Source organism: Haloplanus sp. XH21, from assembly GCF_023276355.1.
Taxonomy (GTDB): Archaea; Halobacteriota; Halobacteria; order Halobacteriales; family Haloferacaceae; genus Haloplanus; species Haloplanus halobius.
Genome location: NZ_JALLPL010000001.1, coordinates 92,121 through 108,712, shown reverse-complemented (window position 1 = coordinate 108,712; position 16,592 = coordinate 92,121). Strand labels below are relative to the sequence as shown.

Annotated in this window: 17 protein-coding genes; 4 read left to right on the top strand and 13 right to left on the bottom strand. The window is 68.5% G+C overall.

The features are described 5' to 3' along the window. The first annotated feature begins 134 nt into the window (after positions 1 to 134). Positions 135 to 1,211 carry a pyridoxal-phosphate dependent enzyme gene (locus MXB53_RS00550; protein WP_248895268.1) on the top strand — a complete coding sequence of 359 codons (1,077 nt, stop codon included), beginning with the start codon at positions 135 to 137 and terminating at the stop codon, positions 1,209 to 1,211. A gap of 6 nt (positions 1,212 to 1,217) precedes the next feature. Here the strand turns inward: MXB53_RS00550 and MXB53_RS00545 are convergent, their stop codons facing one another. Further along, positions 1,218 to 2,486: a TiaS agmantine-binding domain-containing protein gene (locus MXB53_RS00545; protein ID WP_248895267.1), complete on the bottom strand. Its 1,269-nt coding sequence runs from the start codon at positions 2,484 to 2,486 to the stop codon at positions 1,218 to 1,220. A 130-nt stretch (positions 2,487 to 2,616) separates the two neighbouring features. Between MXB53_RS00545 and MXB53_RS00540 the strand changes: the two genes are divergently transcribed. After that, on the top strand, positions 2,617 to 3,588 hold the full coding sequence (locus tag MXB53_RS00540; protein WP_248895266.1) for a transcriptional regulator: 972 nt from the start codon (positions 2,617 to 2,619) through the stop codon (positions 3,586 to 3,588). A 78-nt stretch (positions 3,589 to 3,666) separates the two neighbouring features. Here the strand turns inward: MXB53_RS00540 and MXB53_RS00535 are convergent, their stop codons facing one another. The 4 genes from MXB53_RS00535 to MXB53_RS00520 are packed head-to-tail and all read right to left on the bottom strand — an operon-like array spanning position 3,667 to position 6,541. Further along, on the bottom strand, positions 3,667 to 3,924 hold the full coding sequence (locus MXB53_RS00535; protein WP_248895265.1) for a glutathione S-transferase N-terminal domain-containing protein: 258 nt from the start codon (positions 3,922 to 3,924) through the stop codon (positions 3,667 to 3,669). 51 nt (positions 3,925 to 3,975) lie between these two features. Next, positions 3,976 to 5,379, bottom strand: coding sequence for an NCS2 family permease (locus MXB53_RS00530; RefSeq protein WP_248895264.1), 1,404 nt, complete (start codon positions 5,377 to 5,379; stop codon positions 3,976 to 3,978). Positions 5,380 to 5,430: 51 nt separating this feature from the next. Next, the gene (gene pyrE, locus MXB53_RS00525; RefSeq protein ID WP_248895263.1) at positions 5,431 to 5,952 is read right to left on the bottom strand and encodes an orotate phosphoribosyltransferase; all 522 of its coding nucleotides are present in this window, start codon (positions 5,950 to 5,952) and stop codon (positions 5,431 to 5,433) included. A gap of 46 nt (positions 5,953 to 5,998) precedes the next feature. Continuing rightward, entirely contained in the window at positions 5,999 to 6,541 is a 543-nt protein-coding gene (locus tag MXB53_RS00520; RefSeq protein WP_248895262.1) for a CDP-2,3-bis-(O-geranylgeranyl)-sn-glycerol synthase, read from the bottom strand. Between the two features lie 139 nt (positions 6,542 to 6,680). Between MXB53_RS00520 and MXB53_RS00515 the strand changes: the two genes are divergently transcribed. Further along, the gene (locus MXB53_RS00515) at positions 6,681 to 7,304 is read left to right on the top strand and encodes a DUF502 domain-containing protein (RefSeq protein WP_248895261.1); all 624 of its coding nucleotides are present in this window, start codon (positions 6,681 to 6,683) and stop codon (positions 7,302 to 7,304) included. Positions 7,305 to 7,391: 87 nt separating this feature from the next. On the opposite strand, the gene MXB53_RS00510 is transcribed toward MXB53_RS00515, so the two are convergent. The 4 genes from MXB53_RS00510 to MXB53_RS00495 all read right to left on the bottom strand — a co-directional run bounded on the left by MXB53_RS00510 (position 7,392) and on the right by MXB53_RS00495 (position 11,696). After that, positions 7,392 to 8,330: a branched-chain amino acid transaminase gene (locus MXB53_RS00510; RefSeq protein ID WP_248895260.1), complete on the bottom strand. Its 939-nt coding sequence runs from the start codon at positions 8,328 to 8,330 to the stop codon at positions 7,392 to 7,394. A 256-nt stretch (positions 8,331 to 8,586) separates the two neighbouring features. After that, positions 8,587 to 9,537: a M48 family metallopeptidase gene (locus tag MXB53_RS00505; RefSeq protein ID WP_248895259.1), complete on the bottom strand. Its 951-nt coding sequence runs from the start codon at positions 9,535 to 9,537 to the stop codon at positions 8,587 to 8,589. 2 nt (positions 9,538 to 9,539) lie between these two features. After that, complete coding sequence (locus MXB53_RS00500; RefSeq protein ID WP_248895258.1) at positions 9,540 to 11,132, bottom strand: GTPBP1 family GTP-binding protein; 1,593 nt, start codon at positions 11,130 to 11,132, stop codon at positions 9,540 to 9,542. An 81-nt stretch (positions 11,133 to 11,213) separates the two neighbouring features. Beyond that, positions 11,214 to 11,696, bottom strand: a complete 483-nt coding sequence (locus tag MXB53_RS00495; RefSeq protein ID WP_248895257.1) for a J domain-containing protein — start codon at positions 11,694 to 11,696, stop codon at positions 11,214 to 11,216. A 123-nt stretch (positions 11,697 to 11,819) separates the two neighbouring features. Here MXB53_RS00495 and MXB53_RS00490 point away from each other — a divergent pair, with 123 nt between their 5' ends. Further along, positions 11,820 to 11,990, top strand: a complete 171-nt coding sequence (locus tag MXB53_RS00490) for a hypothetical protein (RefSeq protein ID WP_248895256.1) — start codon at positions 11,820 to 11,822, stop codon at positions 11,988 to 11,990. Here the strand turns inward: MXB53_RS00490 and pyrF are convergent. The 4 genes from pyrF to MXB53_RS00470 all read right to left on the bottom strand — a co-directional run bounded on the left by pyrF (position 11,978) and on the right by MXB53_RS00470 (position 16,568). Then, positions 11,978 to 12,787, bottom strand: coding sequence for an orotidine-5'-phosphate decarboxylase (pyrF, locus tag MXB53_RS00485; RefSeq protein ID WP_248895255.1), 810 nt, complete (start codon positions 12,785 to 12,787; stop codon positions 11,978 to 11,980). The two genes, MXB53_RS00490 and pyrF, sit on opposite strands and share 13 nt — an antisense overlap. Positions 12,788 to 12,811: 24 nt before the next feature. Next, positions 12,812 to 14,347 (bottom strand): amidohydrolase, encoded by a 1,536-nt coding sequence (locus MXB53_RS00480; RefSeq protein ID WP_248895254.1) that lies wholly within the window; start codon positions 14,345 to 14,347, stop codon positions 12,812 to 12,814. A 74-nt stretch (positions 14,348 to 14,421) separates the two neighbouring features. Then, positions 14,422 to 16,251: a ribosome biogenesis/translation initiation ATPase RLI gene (locus MXB53_RS00475; RefSeq protein WP_248895253.1), complete on the bottom strand. Its 1,830-nt coding sequence runs from the start codon at positions 16,249 to 16,251 to the stop codon at positions 14,422 to 14,424. Between the two features lie 2 nt (positions 16,252 to 16,253). Next, positions 16,254 to 16,568 (bottom strand): EMC6-like membrane protein, encoded by a 315-nt coding sequence (locus MXB53_RS00470; protein ID WP_248895252.1) that lies wholly within the window; start codon positions 16,566 to 16,568, stop codon positions 16,254 to 16,256. Positions 16,569 to 16,592: the final 24 nt, after the last annotated feature.

Sequence of the window (16,592 nt, the reverse complement as noted above, 5' to 3'; positions counted from 1 at the left end):
CGGAACGGTCGATAGATTCTCGCCGACCCGTCACGGCGAGAATCTATAGTGACTGCCGATAATTCCTATCAGTACCGGTTGCTCCCCGAACAGTCTTTGCGATCCACCGGTAGACAGTTACAATAATCCGCATGATGTCCGCCTCGCTCATCTGCCCCCGGTGCGGGGAAACGTTCGACGACCGCTGGCGATGTCCCTGCGGCGCGCCGCTCGAGTTCGCCACCACGCCCCTGCCGACCGGTCCGCCGCCCGCGTTCGCGTCGTTCGACTCCCGGCGCGGGATCGGTGCCTTCGATGATTTCCTGCCAGTCCCGCCGCTCGTCACCCTCGGCGAGGGGTTCACGCCGCTGCTCGACGCCCCCGACTGGGACGCGTCGTTCAAACTGGAGTACGTCTCGCCGACGGGGAGTTTCAAGGACCGCGGCGCGGCGGCCGTCATCTCGCGGGCGCTCGAACTCGGCGTCGACCGCGTGATCGAGGACTCGTCGGGCAACGCCGGCGCGGCCATCGCCGCCTACGCCGCCCGCGCGGGTCTCGACGCCGACATCTACGTCCCGGCGTCGGTCACGGCGGCGAAACGGCGAGCCATCGAGGCGACGGGGGCCACGGCCGTTCAGGTCGAGGGCGACCGCGAGGCGGTGGCCGCGGCCTGCCGACAGGCAGTCCAGGACGGCGAGGGCTGGTACGCCAGCCACGCCTGGAACCCCGCCTTCTTCGCCGGGACGGCGACCTTCGGCATCGAACTCGCCGCCCAGCGCGACTGGTCGGTGCCCGACGCCCTCGTCCTCCCCCTCGGCCACGGCACGCTCTTTCTCGGCGCGTACCGCGGCTTTCGCGCGCTCCGCGATGCAGGCTGGACGGACGCGATGCCCCGCCTGCTCGCGGTACAGGCGGCGGGCTACGCCCCCGTCGCGACCGCGCGGGGCGACGGCGACGACGGATCGAACGACCTCGCGGACGGCATCCAGATCCGCGACCCCGTTCGCCGCGACGCCATCGACGCGGCTATCGACGAAACCGACGGCGACGCCATCTCGGTGTCGGCCGACGCCGTCGCCCGCGCCCGTGACGACCTCCAACGCCGCGGCTTCCAGGTCGAACCGACGGCCGCGGCCGCGCCGGCCGGACTCCGCATCTACCGCGAGCGGGGCGTCCTCGACGCCGACGCCGACGCCGACGTGGTCCTCCCGCTGACTGGCGACGCGAAATAAGTACGCTTACCGCTCGGGATGGGTCGGCGCGTCGAACCCGCCGCGAACGAGCGGTTTGGCGATATGCCGGCGGGCACACGGCGGCACCTCGTACCATCCGGGGTCGAGTTCGCGGTCGAGTTCGCGGTCGACACGCCCCGGTGCGCTCGTTCCGCAGTCACGGCACCGGTATCCCTGGTCGCGCCCGGCGCTTTTCATCGATCGCTCGCAGTCGGGACAGGCCGGCACGACGCGTTCGGTCGTCACGTGGTCTCGCAGCGCGAACTTTTCGAGTTTGAGCGTTCCTTGACTCACCTCGCCACAGACCGTCACCCGGTCGCCGGGCCGGAGCGCCCGCACCCGGTCGCGGAAGCGCTTGGTCGGTTCGAACGCCACGCAGGGGAGCGTCGCGTCGTCATCGCGGAGCGTCAGGTGGACGTGCCCGCCCGCGCGGGTCTCGGGGGGGTCGTCGACGGCGCCGTCGACGCGATACGCCCGGTCGTCGCGCACTGTCTCGACCGGCCCCTGCTGGAGGTGGGCGTCGGTCCCCTGGTTGGTGAGATACGTCACCTCGCGCTCGACGGGTTCGCTCTCGATGGCTGCCGCCACCGATCGGACCGTCTCGGCGTCGTCGCCGCGGATGCCGTAGAGGATGGGGCCGGGCGCCGACGGCACGCAGACGAGTTCGTCCTCCGCGCGGTCGACCGTATCCCAGGCGTCTGGATAGGCCGCCTCGGCCGCTGCGAAGACACTCTCGCGGTCGACTTTCCGCGGCGTCCCGCACCGGTCGAGTTCGCGGTACACGATGTGTTCGTAGGTCCAGTCGTCGAACGCCCGGGCGGCGCCGATGGCCGCGAGGGCACCGACACGCCCCCGGCCGCCGTCCCACCCGCGATGCCGGTAGCCCTGGCGCTCGAGACACGTCACTGCCTCGTCGGGGTCGAGGCGGTCGTGGAGCGCCCGACGGGCGAAGTCGACGACCGGGTCGGCCACCGTCTCTGCCGTCGCGTCGGCGACGACCACGCCCGGACTCGTTCGCGGGTCGTCGACGACGGCGAATTGCTCGATTTCGGCGGCGGCGAGGTCGAACGCCCGGGCGGGATCGAGATCCGTTTCGATACACAGCGCTGCGTTGCCGCGCGTCTTGAACTCGACGGCAGGGTTGAGCCGGACGAGGCGCCGTCGCTCGACGGTGCCGCCGCCGGCCGCGATGGCGTCGGCGACGCGGGCCGCCACGTACGTCGTACACATTCCCCGGTCGCGGGAGTCGGTGTCGTCGATGCCGACGAGCGTCACGAGCGCCTTACGCCCACGACGAGGAAAGCGGTTTCGCGTCGCCGGCGCAGCGGGTCGTTGGTCCAATCGCCGGACGGGGAGCGGATCACCGACGCAACCTATATATGTCGCGGAACGCTTACGTTTGGGTATGTCACGGTCAGCACTGGTCGGAAACATCACTGCGATGCTTCAGGACGCGGACTTCGCGGTGAGCGACCGGTGTTCGATTCGGCCGAAGAGTTTCGACCTTGCGGCGCGGCGCGGTGACGACCTCCTGTTGGTGAAGATCCTCGCCAACGTCGACAGTCTCGACGCCGAAACCGGCATGGAGATGCGACGGCTCGGCTCGTATCTGTCGGCGACACCGCTGGTCATCGGCCTTCGAACTCGGGACGAGGAACTCAAACCCGAGGTGGTGTATTTCCGCCACGGCGTGCCGGTCATCAACCCCGATACCGCGTTCGACCAGTTCGTCGAAAACGTCCCGCCGCTCATCTACGCGGCGCCCGGCGGTCTCTACGTCAACATCGACGGCGACCTGTTGGCGGACGAGCGCGAGGAACGCGGCTGGAGTCTGGGCCGTCTCGCGACCGAACTCGGCGTCTCGCGGCGCACCGTCTCGAAATATGAGGACGGGATGAACGCCAGCATCGAGGTGGCGGTCAAACTTGAGGACCTGTTCGACCAGCCCTTCAGCGACCCCGTCGACGTGTTGAACGGGGCCGAGTCGGTCCGCGAGGCCGACCCCACCCCCGAGGACCCCGCGGTCGACCCAGACGAGGACCACGTCCTCGCGGTGCTCGCCCGCGTCGGCTTCACCGTCCATCCGACGACGCGCGCGCCCTTCACTGCCGTCAGCGAGGACGGCGACCGCGGCTCCGAGAGCCTGCTCACGGGGCACTCCGCGTTCACCAGCAGCGCGGAGAAACGCGCCCGCATCATGTCCTCGCTCGGCAGGGTGACGCGCACCCGTTCGGTGTACGTCACCGAAGAGCGTGAGAAACGCGATTCGGTCGCGGGCACTGCCCTGATCAGCGAGGACGAACTCTCCTCGTTGCGCGACGCCGACGACCTTCGGGACCTCATCCTCGAACGGGCCCAGTCGCCCGCCGAGAGCTAGTTATAGAGCTTATCCGGAGTCATGATGGATCCGCACCGGCCCGATCCGGCGCGAATCTATCGACCGTTCCGATAATCCCTAATTCTCGGCGCGAGCGCCGTACGTCTCTTCCAGATACTCGACGATGTCGTCGCTTTCCGGCATCCCCTCGACGCCGTGTTCCGTGTCGACGAGCACCGGCACACCGGTCTGGCCGCTCACTTCTTCGACTTCCGTCCGTTCGTCGTGTGATCGCGGTACTTCGTGGGAGACGTAGTCGAGGCCGAGGTCGTCCAGTTTCGTCTTCACTTTCGCGCAGTACGGACAGCTTGGCAGTTCGTAGAGTTCGAGTGTCATCGAATCCCGCTACGCGCTCCGCGAACTTGAGGGCGGCGGGGCTGTGCGTGGCTATGCCGCGAGCGTTCGCGTCCGCACGACGTAGTACAGCACGAACGCGGCCGCGAGCACCCAGTGCCCGGGGCGCACGTCCGCCCATTCGCCCCGTGCGGCCTTCACGATGGGGTAGGTGACGATGCCCGCCGCGATGCCCGTCGCGATGGAGTAGGTGAGCGGCATCACGAGGATGGTCATTCCCGCCGGAATCGCGTAGGAGAGATCGTCCCACGCGATGTCGACGACGTTGCTCAGCATCACGACGCCGATGACGACGAGCGCGATATGGGAGGCGTAGAGGGGGATGGCCGCCGCCAGCGGGACGACGGCGAGCGACGCCAGAAAGAGGAGCGCGACCACGAGCGCGGTCATGCCGGTCCGGCCGCCTTCCTCGACGCCCGTCGCCGACTCGATGTAGGTGGTGACCGTCGAGGTGCCGAGCATTCCGCCCACGGTGGTCCCGATAGCGTCGGCCATCAGCGGCTTGTCGATGTCGGGGAGGTTCCCCTTGTCGTCGAGAAAGCCCGCGACCTGGGCAACGCCCGTGAGCGTCCCTGCGGTGTCGAAGAAGTCGACGAAGAAGAACGTGAACACGACGAGCGCGAAGGTGAACGCCTCGATGTCGGCGAAGCCGGTGACGAACGCCCCCGCGAGCGGGGTGATGTCGTAGGTGGCGTTCGCGCCGCCGGCGACCAGTTGCGACGCCGCGTCGCTCCCGACCAGCCCCGAGTTAGCGACGACCCAGCCGAGCGCCGTCGTACCGAGGATGCCGATGATGATTGATCCACGAACCCCCCGCGCGTACAGCGCGAAGGTGAAAAACAGGCCGACGGCAGAGACGATGGCGACCGGATCGGAGGCCACCGGTCCCAACTGGACGAGCGTTTCGGGGTCGTCGACGACGATGCGCATCGCCTGCAGGCCGATGACGGCCAGGAACAGGCCGATACCGGTCCCGACGGCGAATTTGACGGGTTCGGGGAACACCCGGATGATATACTCCCGGGCGCCGATGGCGGTGAGAGCGATGAAGATGACGCCCTCGACGACGACGGCCGCGAGCGCCGTCTGCCAGGAGATGCCGAGCGCGCCCACGACGGTGAACGCGAAGAAGGCGTTGAGACCGAGGCCGGGCGCCTGTCCGAACGGTCGGTTCGCGTACAGCGCCATGATGAGCGTCGCCGTCGCCGCCGCGATGATAGTGACGACGGCGAGCATCGAGACGACTTCGCCGTGGCCGTAGCCCGACACCACGATTCCGGGTTTCTCGCCCGGAATCCCGGCGAGGATGCTCGGGTTCACCACGACGATGTACGACATCGTCAGGAACGTGGTGAGTCCCGCGAGCACTTCCGTTCGGAGGTCGGTCCCATGCTCCTCGAACTCGAAAAAGTCCGCTAGCGAGTCACGTAAGGCCATATATGACTGAGCATATCCGCGAAACGCAACTTAACAGTTGGCATGGCGAGTTCACTCGTCCGCGAGCAGGTCGTCCGCCGTGAGCAGCGCCTCGAGTTCGATGCCCGCCTCGGCCAGGCGCTCTCGGGCCCCTTCCTGGCGGTCCACGACGACGAGCACCCGGTCGACGACGGCGCCCGCCTCCCGGAGTGCCCCGACCGCTTCGAGCGCGCTCTTCCCCGTCGTGGCGATGTCTTCGAGGACGATCACGTGCTCGCCCTCGTCGAGTCGGCCCTCGATGCGGTTACCGGTGCCGTACTCCTTGGCCTGCTTTCGCGCGATGACGTAGGGGCGGCCGGTTTCGGCGCTCGTGACCGCGACCAGCGGCACCGCGCCGAGGGCGACTCCCGCGAGTTTCGCGTCGCCGACGCGGTCGGCGAAGGCCGCCGCGATGAGGCGCAGACACTGCGGGTCGGTCTCGAACAGGTATTTGTCCACGTAGTAGTCGCTCGTGCCGCCGTGGGAGAGTTCGAACTCGCCGAACTTCACTGCGTCCGCGGCCCGGAGCGCCTCGATGAGTTCCTGATTCGCCATTAGCGTGTTCGCCGCCGGGAACGACCATAAACGGGACGGTCCGCGCTCACCAGGGTTCGGTCTTCAGCCCAAGGAGGTATGCGCCGGCGTTGGTGACGACGTGCAACAGCGGCGTGGCGACGAGGACGACGACCAGCCGCGCGGGCGTGAACGTCGACAGCGTCCACGACGGCGCGAGGAGAAGCGTGAGGAGGAGCGCGCCGCCGACGAAATCCAGTTGATCGAGTCCCGGCACGGCAGCGCCGCGTTCGCGGCCGATGCGCCGTTTGAGTAGCGAGGCGCCGATGTCGCCGAGCATCGCTCCGAGCGCGAGGCCGACCGCAGCCCGCAGCGGAAAGGACGGCAGGGACACGCCGAAAGCCGTCGCGACGCTCGGCCGGACGGCGTTGAGAACGAGGGCGAGTGCGACGCCCGCGAGCGTGCCCGCGGCCGTGCCCCGCCACGTCTTGCCGTCGCCGAGGAGGCGCCGCCCGCCGACCGTCCGGCCGGCGTCGATGGGGCGGCCGCCGCCGGCGAGCACCGCGACGTTGTTCGGAACGTACGCCGGCAGCATCGCCCAGAGCGCGCCCGCGACGAGCGAGATGACCATACGACGAGTAGATACACGGGGCGTGTTAATAGTGCGTATTCGCGCCACGGAAGGTGTTCCCGTGTCGATCCGCGCGGCTCCCACCGTCCGTCGCGGTGGGTGAACACGCTGAAGGTCCCGGCCCTCGTCCATCTCGACAATGTCCTCGTGGAGACGCGACATCGCAAGCGGGCTGGTGGTCCTCGTCCCGATCCTCGTCACGCTCGTCGTCCTCAACTGGCTCTACTCCCGGGTGGCGGACCTTCCCATCATCGACACGCTTCCGCCCTACTACGGAGTGCCAGTGGCGCTCGTGGTGTTCGTCATGCTGGTGTTGTCGGTGGGGTATCTGATGCGCACCACGGCCGGGCGACTGGTCGAGCGCGGCCTCGACAGCGCGATGAACCGCGTCCCGCTGATCCGCATCCTCTACAACGCGTCGAAACTCGCCGTCGAGACGGCGCTGACGGGTACCGAAGACCTCCAGAAACCGGTTCGGCTGGAGACCTGGCCTGGCATCCGCATGACCGCGTTCAAAACGGGCAAGACCACGCCCGACGGGCAGGACGTCCTGTTCATGCCGACCGCGCCCAACATCACCACGGGGTTCGTCATCGAAGTCGATCCCGACCGCATCGAAGAGACGGGCGAGAGCGTCGAGGAGGCGCTGACGCGCATCCTCAGCGCCGGCTTCGCGGAAGAAGAGACCGGCGCCGTCGACATCGCGGTCGCGGCGGAAGGCGACGGTGGCGGCGCGGACGACGACGGCGACGACGCGCCGTGAGACCTCAGTCGGACTGTTGGAAGTCAGCTCCGGCGATCACCGCTCCCGTGGGCGGCGACCGACGGGACACCGTTACAACGGCCCGTCTCACTCCATCCCGACGAACTCGAACCACTCGGGGTGGTCGTCGGTCCGGCGTTCGACCAGGTCGAAGAAGGCCTGCTGGATCTCAGTCGTCACGGGGCCGCGCGTTCCCTCACCGACGACGACGTTGTCGACCTTGCGGATGGGGGTGACTTCGGCCGCCGTGCCGGAGAAGAACAGTTCGTCCGCGGTGTTGAGTTCGCCGCGGCTGATGCTGACGTCGTCGTGGACGGTGTAGCCCAGTTCGCGGGCCAGCGTGATGACGGTGTCGCGGGTGATGCCGCCGAGGATGCCCTCGGCGAGCCCCGGGGTGTAGATTTCGCCGTCGCGGACGAGAAACAGGTTCTCGCCGGGGCCTTCGGCGACGTTGCCTTGCTCGTTGAGCAGCAGGGCCTCGACGTAGCCCTCGCGTTCGGCCTCCAGGCTCGCCAGCACGCTGTTGACGTAGGGGCCGGCCGTCTTGGCGTTGGTCGGGATCTGGGAGGAGGAGTACTTTCGCCACGACGAAACGGTGACCTCGACGCCCTTCTCGAGGGCGTCTTCGCCCAGGTACGCACCCCAGGGCCAGACGGCGATGGCGACCTGTTCCGGGCAGCTCTCGGGGTTCAGGCCGAGCATATCGTAGCCGTAGTAGGCGACGGGGCGAATGTAACAGGAGGGCAGGTCCTGCCGGCGAATGAGTTCCTTCGTCGCCGCCGTCAGTTCCTCCTTCTCGAAGGGGATATCGAGGTTGTAGGGCTTGCCCGAGTTGTAGAACCGATCCAGATGCTCGTCCCAGCGGAAGATCGCCGGCCCCTCTTCGGTGTCGTAACAGCGAACGCCCTCGAAGATCCCCGTTCCGTAGTGGAGTCCGTGTGTGAGCACGTGGATCTGGGCGTCGTCCCAGTCCACGAACTCGCCGTCCATCCATATCGTATCCACATCCATCTCGTCGAATCCCATACGCTAAATCCGGGAGGAACCACCTAAAAGGGTAAGGATCCGGGCGAATTCGTCGCCGAACGGCGAACCGACCTTTTGCTGCGGTCGGCGCCTTCGGCGCCTCCCTGACAAAAGCTCGATCAAAAGCCTGCGACCCTCCCGGCGGTCGGCTCTTTCCCTGCTCGCTCACTCCGTTCGCTCGCGGCGGGTATATCCTCTGTACTGCCCGATTAGAGCCATGCACGCCCTCCTTCGTCGAGGATTTCATCGGGAGCCGCTACCGCCGGATGCGCTCCCGTTGCACCGCCTTTTCGTCGCCCTCCGCGCGCTCCCGCAGGCGCTCGATCCGCGCGGTCATCGGCGGATGCGACGCCAGCAGATCGGTCCCCAGCCGCTCTTCCTCGCCGTGGATCACCAGCCGAGACAGGAGTCCCCCGGGCGTCGTCGCGCGGTTGATCTTCTCCAGTGCGCTCGCCAGCGCCAGCGGCCGGCCGGTCAGTCGCGCCGCGGTCCCGTCGGCGGCGAACTCCCGGTGACGGGAGTACGCTTGGACCACTGCCAACAGGCCGAACAGACAGACGACGACCAGGCTCGTCACCGCGGCGTCGGCGACGCGGGCCGCCCGGTGGACGGTCCCGGGATCACCGCCCCGAGCCAGCGCGAGGGCGCGAGCGACGCCGACGACGAGCAGGGCGACCGGCAGGAGAACGAGCCAGACGAGGCCCGTCAGGATGCGGACGAGGCTGTAGCCAAGCGTCTTCACCAGACTGTCCCACCGCTGCAGGTGCGCGAGTTCGTGGGCGACGATGGCCTCCAGTTCCGGCGCCGTCAGCAGGCGAAACAGCGACCGGTCGAGCACCACGTCGCCGTCGCGGGCGCCGCCCAGGGCGAGCGCGTTCGGTTGGTTCATCGACGCGACCAGCAGTCGCGGCGACTCGACGCCCAGCCGCTCGGCGAGGTCGTCGACGCGGCGGTGCAGGCGCGGCGCCGCTCGCCGAGGCAGTTCGACCGCGTCGAGCGCGAACCGGAGCCGCGCCGTTCCCACCCGATAGCTCGCGTAGCCGAACACGACCGCGAGGCCGACGACGACGACGGCGGTCGTGAGGGTGGCAGGGCGCTGTGCCCACAGCAGGAGGAGCGCGCGATAGGTGACGAAGGCGAGCGCGGCGTAGACGAACAGAGTGAGCACGGCGACGGCGCTCCACAGGAGCGGTCCGGCCCGACCCACGGTTACGTGATGTCGGTGACAGTGCCGACGCCCTTGCTCCGCCCCTCGCGGAAGACGAACCGCTGGCCTTCCTCGACCAGATACGGCCGGAACTTGAACTCGACGGTCGTGGTGCCGTGGTCGCCGGGCAGGAGGTGGCCGTCCTCGGGCCGGAAGATGGCCGCCTCGCTGACGGTCTCCAGATGCACGACGGGTTCGTAGCCCGTCCCGATGCGCGTCGGATGGTTGAGCACGACGACATCGGCCTCGAACTCGCGGACGGGCGTGGGGTCGGCGTCGGCGGGCAGGAGCACCATCCCCCGTTCCACCTCGGCCTCGTCGACCCCCTTGAGCGCGATGCCGACGATGCGGCCCGCCTCCGCGCGGTCGACGCGGTGGTAATGCATCTCGATGGAGCGAACCTCCACCTCGCGAAAGGAGCCGTCGGGCATCGGGCCGAGCAGGAGGTCGTCGCCCGCCTCGACGGTGCCGGAGTTGACGGTGCCGGAGGCGACGGCGCCGACGCCCGTCACCGCGTACGTGCGATCGATGTACATCCGGAAGTCGCCGTCGCCGCCGTTGGTCTTGGGCAGGCGCTCGAACAGGTCGTCGAGGGCGTCGAGCCCCGTTCCCGTGACGGCGCTGGTCTGCAGGATCGGCACCACGTCGCCGATCTCCTCGGCGGCCGCGTTCACGCCGTGGCGCTCGATGCGGAGCGGCGTCTCCTCGACGTCGCGCAGGAGACGCTCGACGGCGCGTTCGACCTCCTGAACCCGCTCGTCGCTCACCAGATCCGTCTTCGTGATGGCGACCATCGTCGGGAGTTCGGTCGCGAGCAGGATGCCGAGATGTTCGCGCGTCGTCTCGGTCGGGCCGTCGTCTGCGGCGACGGTCAACAGCCCGTAGTCGAGTTTCTGGCCGACCAGTCCCCGGATCGTCGTCCGAAGCCACGGTTCGTGGCCGACGGTGTCGACGAACGACACCAGCCGGTCGGCCTCCTCGACGACCCGTGCGCGGTCGGTCTTGCGGTGGGGGTTGTCCAGGTGGACCGCGCCGTCGCCGTCGAAGCCGTAGACGGCGTAGGAGAGGTCCGCCGAGAGTCCGCGTTCCACCTCGTGGGGTTGGACGTCGAGATACGAGCGGGTCCCGCCCTCGCCGTCGTCGGCCTGGCCGGTGACGAGCGTGCCGACCAGCGTGCTCTTGCCGTGGTCGACGTGGCCCGCGGTGCCGACGACGATGTGGGAGTCGTCGGTGTCGAGGATCGACCCCTCGCGCACGGTGGCGACGCCGACCAGTCCGTCCTCGTCGACGCCCCACGTCTCCACGTCTTCGATATGAGCGCCGGCCTCCTCGGCGAGCAAGGAGAGCACGTCCATCGTCTCGGAGAACGCCGACGCGGAGATGCCGGCCACGCGGCCGTCGTCCGTGACGCCGACGACGTACGTCGCCTCGCCGTCGCCCGAGAGCACGCGGTGGCGCAACTGGGCAGCCAGGCTCTCCATGCGGCCGTCGACCAGGTGGACGTCACGCGAGAGACGTTCCTTGAACTCGATCGGCCCACCTTCCTCTTCGCCACGGTCCAGGGCCTCCTGCAGTACGGCCCGGTCGGCGGTCATGGGGCGTGTTAGGCCGTGACCTGCCAAAACGCTTTCCGTCGTGTGGGTATAGTTGTCACAGTGTTCGTAGCCTGGCAGCGGTCACTCCTGTAGGCGCTCGTACGCCCGGTTCACCCGCTTGAACGCCTCCTCGTCGCCCCCGTCGGCGTCGGGATGGACGTCCTTGACTTTCGCGCGGTACGCTCGCCGTACCGCTTCCTCGCCCGCATCGGAGTCGAGATCCAGCGTCTCGTAGGCCTCGCGTCGAGTCAGCACCGAGTCGCGCGTGCCCGCGCTCCGCTCTCTGGTTCGAGATCCCGTGCCGCCGGCCGTCGCGCCGAATCCGCCCGGCGCCCGTCGCTCTCGGGACGAGGCCCGCCGCGTCCGTCCCGTCCGTCGAGTCGTTCGCCGGGCCCGGTCCGCTAACCGTCCCGTCGCGTGTTGCCACATGATGTACGATGTCGCCCCGAAGGGGAGCGCGAGGAACAGCAGGAATAGCTGGCGGGCGAACGCGAGCACCACCAGTACGACGGTGATGCCGGCGAACACGGCCGACAGCCCAAACACGAGTCGGTCCCGGTCCACGGTCTCCCTCCGTCGTCCACGACTGTAACTCTGATCGTCGGTTCGGTGGGGTGAGTCGCGACTGGTGGAACGCCCGAAGTATCTCGCCCGGACGCTCAAGGCATCGCGCCCCCTACACCAACTATGAGCGTCGCTGGCGTGTGCCAAGTGTGTGAGAACGCAGTCGCCCGCCACACCTGCGACAACTGCGGGGCACTCGTCTGCACCGAGCATTACGACCGCGCGACGGGGCTGTGTTCACACTGCGCGTCCGAGACGCGCCACGGGTCGGACGGCCCGCCCTACCGGTACTGATTGAGGCGTTTCTTGAGCCGTTTGGCCGCCTCGCCTGCGGCGCCGAAGTAGGCGTCCTCACCATCGGGGGCGTCTTCGCCCGCGAAGATGATTCCCCGCGAGGAGTTGACGAGGCCGACGCCGTCGGCGAGGCCGTACTCGACGGCCGCTTCGGCGTCCCCGCCCTGGGCACCCACGCCGGGGACGAGGAAGGGGATGTCCGGCACCTCGGCCCGCAACGCTTCGAGTTCTTCCGGCGCCGTCGCGCCGACGACGAGGCCGACGTTGCCGTGTTCGTTCCAGAGGTCGGCCAGCGCTGCGACCCGTCGGTACAAGGGTTCGCCCGTCTCCAGTTCGAGGTCCTGCAGGTCGGCCCCGCCCGGGTTCGACGTGCGACAGAGGACGAACACGCCCGCCTCCTCGCGCGAGAGAAAGGGGTCGAGCGAGTCCCGGCCCATGTAGGGATTCACCGTGATGGCGTCGACGGTGTCGAGCAGTTCCGCGTACTGGCGCGAGGTGTTGCCGATGTCGGCGCGTTTGGCGTCGAGGAGAACGGGCACGTCCTTCCCGTGGGCGTAGGCCACCGTCTCCCGGAGCGCCCCCCAGCCGTTGGCGTCCTCGTAGAACGCGGCGTTCGGCTTGTAGCAGGCGGCGTGTTCGTGGGTCGCGTCGATGATCCGGCGGTTGAACGCCCACCGTGGCAGGTCGCGGTCGGAAAGGAACTCCGGGAGTCGGTCCGGGTCGGCATCCAGACCCACCGACACGACGCTGTCGACCCGGTCGATGCGCTCGCGCAAGCGGTCGAAGAAGGCGGTCATGGACGGAGTCGGCGGGGCGAGACCTTAAATTCCGTCGTACACCACGTCGCCGTCGACGACGGTCAGCGCCACGTCGATGTCGGCGATGGCGTCCGGCTGCTGCCACGGCGACCGTTCTACGGCGACTAGATCGGCGCATTTGCCCGGTTCGACCGTGCCCAGTCTGTCCTCGTCGAAGCCCGCGTACGCGCTCCCCAGCGTGTACGCCCGCAGCGCCTCGGTCACGTCCAGCCGCTGGGCCGCCGTTGGCGCGGTGACCGCCTGGTGGACGCCGTAGAGTGGATCGAGCGGCATGCAGTCGCTGCCGAACGCGAGGTGGACGCCCGCGTCGGCGAGTCGGCGCAGGCGGTTCGTCTTCGTCCGTCGGTCGCCCAGTCGGTCGGCGTAGAGCCCCGACTCGCCCGCCCAGCGGTGGAAGTTCGGCTGAACCGACGCGACGACGCCGGTCTCGGCGAGGCGGTCGGTGGCGTCGTCGCTCGCGAGCTCCGCGTGTTCGATTCGGTGGCGGGCCGTGCCCGGATCCTCCCGCTCCGCGAACGCCCCGGTGACGATGTCGACGGCCTCGTCGCCGATGGCGTGAGCGGCGACCTGGAACCCCGACGACTCGGCCCGGTCGAGTAGGTCCCGGAACGCGTCGGGGTCGACCGTCCACGCGCCCCGTTCGTCGGGCGCGTCGGCGTAGGGTTCGCTGAGTCGGGCCGTCCTCCCGCCGAGGCTTCCGTCGGTGTACGTCTTGATTGCGCCCACGTCGACCATCCCGCCGCCGTGGTTCGTGCGCAGTCCCGTCTCCTGCAGGGCGGCGAGGTGGTCGGCCCAGTAGTTGAGCCGAACCCGGAGCGTGAGGTCGCCGTCCGTGTCGAGGTCGCGGTAGACGGCCGGCGCCCGGGAGCGCCGCACCATGTCGTGGACGCCCGTCACGCCGCGCTCGTTGGCGTGACGCTGGGCCGCTCGGAGCAGGTCGTCCAGCTGCGACCGCGAGGGAGAGAGCGCGTCGAGGAGTGCCTCGGCTGCGGCCTCCACGACGACGCCCGTCGGTTCGCCGGCCTCGCGCCGCACGTCGGACTCGGGCAACGCGCCGCCGAACCGCTCCAGCGCGGTCGAGTCGAGCGAGGCGACGTGCAGGTCCTCGCGGACGGCGACCACCGGGCCTGCGGCGTCGACGGCGTCCAGCGCGTCCCGGGTGAGATAGCGCCGGTCGTCCCACGCGCTCTCGTCGTAGCCGAAGCCGAGGACGGGTTCGCCCGCCTCCACGGCGTCGGCGCGGGCCCGCAGTCGGCCGAGCGCCTCGTCGCGACTCGTCGCCTCCGAGAGGTCGGCGTGAACGCGCTTCCGACCGAGCAGTTCGAGGTGAGTGTGGGCGTCGACGAATCCGGGGAGGACGACCCGACCCCCCAGGTCGACCGTCCGCGTCCCGACGCCCGCCAGGAAGTCGAGTTCGTAGGCGTCGCCGACGCGGACGATCCGGCCGTCGCGGACGGCGACCGCCTCGTGGGTCTCGTCGGGGCGGGCGAGCGTATGTACCTCCGCGTTCGTCAACAGGAGGTCGGCGGCCTCGGTCATGTCGAATGCCCCGGCGTCGAGCGCGTTAATGGTTGCGAGCGTCCCGCAGTCGCCGCACGCCCCGCGCCCACCCGTTACGGCGTGTAGTAGTACTCGCCCTGCCGTTTCTGCTTGCGGTCGAGCTGGCTGTCGGGCTTGTTGATGCGGGGACGTCCGGTCCGCTCGTCGCGGCGGAACGTGATGTCGAGGTCCGCGAGGAAGTCGTTCATGCCCGAGCGCATGCCCTGTGGTGTCGAGGCGTGGCCGTGTTCGGCGGGTTCGCCGTCGAAGACCATCAGGCGGTCGGCGAGCAGGTCGATCATGTAGATGTCGTGGTCGATGACCATCGCCGTGGCGTCGTGGTTCTCGGCGTAGCGCCGGATGGCCGTCGTGGCCTGCACCCGCTGTTCGACGTCGAGGTGGGCCGAGGGTTCGTCGAGCAGGTAGAGGTCGGCCTCCTCCGAGAGGCAGGCCGCGATGGCGACGCGCTGGCGCTCCCCGCCCGAGAGGTCCGTCAACTGCTGTTCCATGATGCGCTCCAGTTGGAGCGGCTGGGCGATTTCGGTGTTCCAGAACGAGGTGCCGAAGTCGTCGGTGATCGAGGAGAGGAACGTGTCGACGCGCATCGGCTGGTCGACTTCGACGTACTGCGGCTTGTACGCGATATCCAGGCTGAAGTCGAGTTCGCCCTCGTCGGGTTCGAGCGACCCGGCGAACAGTTTCGCCAGCGTCGACTTCCCGATACCGTTCGGGCCGACGACGCCCAGGACTTCGCTCTCGTAGATGGTGCCGCCCTCGACGTCGAGCGAGAACTCGCCTTCGCCGTAGGATTTGGTCAGATCGGGATAGTCGACGAGCGGTGTCCCCGTCGTGGACTCCCGTGGCGCGTGCTCCTCGAACGTGATCTCGTTCGGGCGGATGCGCATGTTTTCGTTGTCGAGGTAGCCCTGGAGATACTCGTTGATGCCGTTGCGAACGGATTTGGGGTCGGTGATGACGCCGTAGGCACCGGGCTCACCGTAGGCGACGTGAAGCGTATCGGCGAGCAGGTCGAGGACGGCCAGGTCGTGTTCGACGACGAGCATCGAGCGGTCCTCATCCTCGGCGAGTTCGCGCACGAGGCGCGCGGCGGTCACGCGCTGGCCGATGTCGAGGTAGGGCGTGATTTCGTCGAGGAAGTAGAAGTCGGCGTCGCGGGCGAGCGTCGCCGCGAGCGCCACGCGCTGGAGTTCACCGCCCGACAGCGTGTCGATGGGCTGGTCGATGACCGGCCGGATCGAGAGGCGGTCGATGAGGTTGTCGACGACGCCGCGCTCGTCGGTCCTCTCCAGCAACGCCCGGGTCTTCCCGTCGAACTGGTCGGGGATGCGGTCGATGTACTGCGGTTTGCGGGCGACGCTCACCTCGCCTTCCTTCAGGCGTTCGAGGTAGTTCTGGAGCGCCGTGCCGCGGTAGCGGTCGAGGACCGCTTCCCAGTTGGGGTCGGTGTCGTAGTTGCCTAGGTTGGGCAGGATTTCGCCGGCCAGGATGTGGACGGCCGTGGATTTCCCGATGCCGTTCGGACCGAGCATCCCCGTGACCGTGCCGGATTCGGGCACCGGCAGGCCGTACAGCGAGAACGCGTTCTCGCCATAGCGGTGGATGGGTTCGTCCTCCAACTCCTGAGGGAGGTTGATGATCTCGATGGCGTCGAAGGGGCATTTCTCGACGCAGATGCCGCAGGTTTCGCCCAGACAGAGCTCCTCGGAGATGCTGATCTGCTCGGGGCCGCCCTCGTAGAGGTCGGGATCGTCGTGGCGCTCCTCCAGCGTGACGATACACTCCTCTCCCGTGCGATTCGGGGGGCAGAAGTTCGCACACTCGTAGTTACAGCGGTCGGGTTGACACCGATCGAGGTCGACGACCGCGATACTGTCCCGGGCCATGATCAGAGGGACGCGCCGGTAGTGAGCAGGATGGCGAACGAGACGAACCAGAGCGAGAACGTCATAAACGCCACGTAGAGGTGGTCTTTCGCGCCGAACTCCGATACGTCGACGCCGACGGCCTTCAGCAGGGGGTACTGGCCGGCGATGGCCGCGACCAGGAACGCGAGCGTCCGCACGCTGCTCGCTGCCTCCGGGCCAGTCCCGACGACGGCGGCGGAGACGACCGCCGCGGCGACGCCGGCGAGACAGGCCAGCGTGGTGACCGTCACCCCGCGAACGTGCCCCGTGAGACCGGTTTGCGTTTCCGTAGCCATACACGACTCTCCGGCACCGGACAT

What these genes read in the sequence shown, in the direction of transcription:
- pyrE (WP_248895263.1), bottom strand. Translation starts at nt 5,952, where the DNA reads ATGGCGAATCAGGAACTCATCGAGGCGCTCCGGGCCGCGGACGCAGTG.
- MXB53_RS00510 (WP_248895260.1), bottom strand. Translation starts at nt 8,330, where the DNA reads ATGGGATTCGACGAGATGGATGTGGATACGATATGGATGGACGGCGAG.
- MXB53_RS00535 (WP_248895265.1), bottom strand. Translation starts at nt 3,924, where the DNA reads ATGACACTCGAACTCTACGAACTGCCAAGCTGTCCGTACTGCGCGAAA.
- MXB53_RS00550 (WP_248895268.1), top strand. Translation starts at nt 135, where the DNA reads ATGTCCGCCTCGCTCATCTGCCCCCGGTGCGGGGAAACGTTCGACGAC.
- MXB53_RS00480 (WP_248895254.1), bottom strand. Translation starts at nt 14,347, where the DNA reads ATGACCGAGGCCGCCGACCTCCTGTTGACGAACGCGGAGGTACATACG.
- MXB53_RS00530 (WP_248895264.1), bottom strand. Translation starts at nt 5,379, where the DNA reads ATGGCCTTACGTGACTCGCTAGCGGACTTTTTCGAGTTCGAGGAGCAT.
- MXB53_RS00520 (WP_248895262.1), bottom strand. Translation starts at nt 6,541, where the DNA reads ATGGTCATCTCGCTCGTCGCGGGCGCGCTCTGGGCGATGCTGCCGGCG.
- MXB53_RS00490 (WP_248895256.1), top strand. Translation starts at nt 11,820, where the DNA reads ATGAGCGTCGCTGGCGTGTGCCAAGTGTGTGAGAACGCAGTCGCCCGC.
- MXB53_RS00540 (WP_248895266.1), top strand. Translation starts at nt 2,617, where the DNA reads ATGTCACGGTCAGCACTGGTCGGAAACATCACTGCGATGCTTCAGGAC.
- MXB53_RS00515 (WP_248895261.1), top strand. Translation starts at nt 6,681, where the DNA reads ATGTCCTCGTGGAGACGCGACATCGCAAGCGGGCTGGTGGTCCTCGTC.
- pyrF (WP_248895255.1), bottom strand. Translation starts at nt 12,787, where the DNA reads ATGACCGCCTTCTTCGACCGCTTGCGCGAGCGCATCGACCGGGTCGAC.
- MXB53_RS00475 (WP_248895253.1), bottom strand. Translation starts at nt 16,251, where the DNA reads ATGGCCCGGGACAGTATCGCGGTCGTCGACCTCGATCGGTGTCAACCC.
- MXB53_RS00500 (WP_248895258.1), bottom strand. Translation starts at nt 11,132, where the DNA reads ATGACCGCCGACCGGGCCGTACTGCAGGAGGCCCTGGACCGTGGCGAA.
- MXB53_RS00470 (WP_248895252.1), bottom strand. Translation starts at nt 16,568, where the DNA reads ATGGCTACGGAAACGCAAACCGGTCTCACGGGGCACGTTCGCGGGGTG.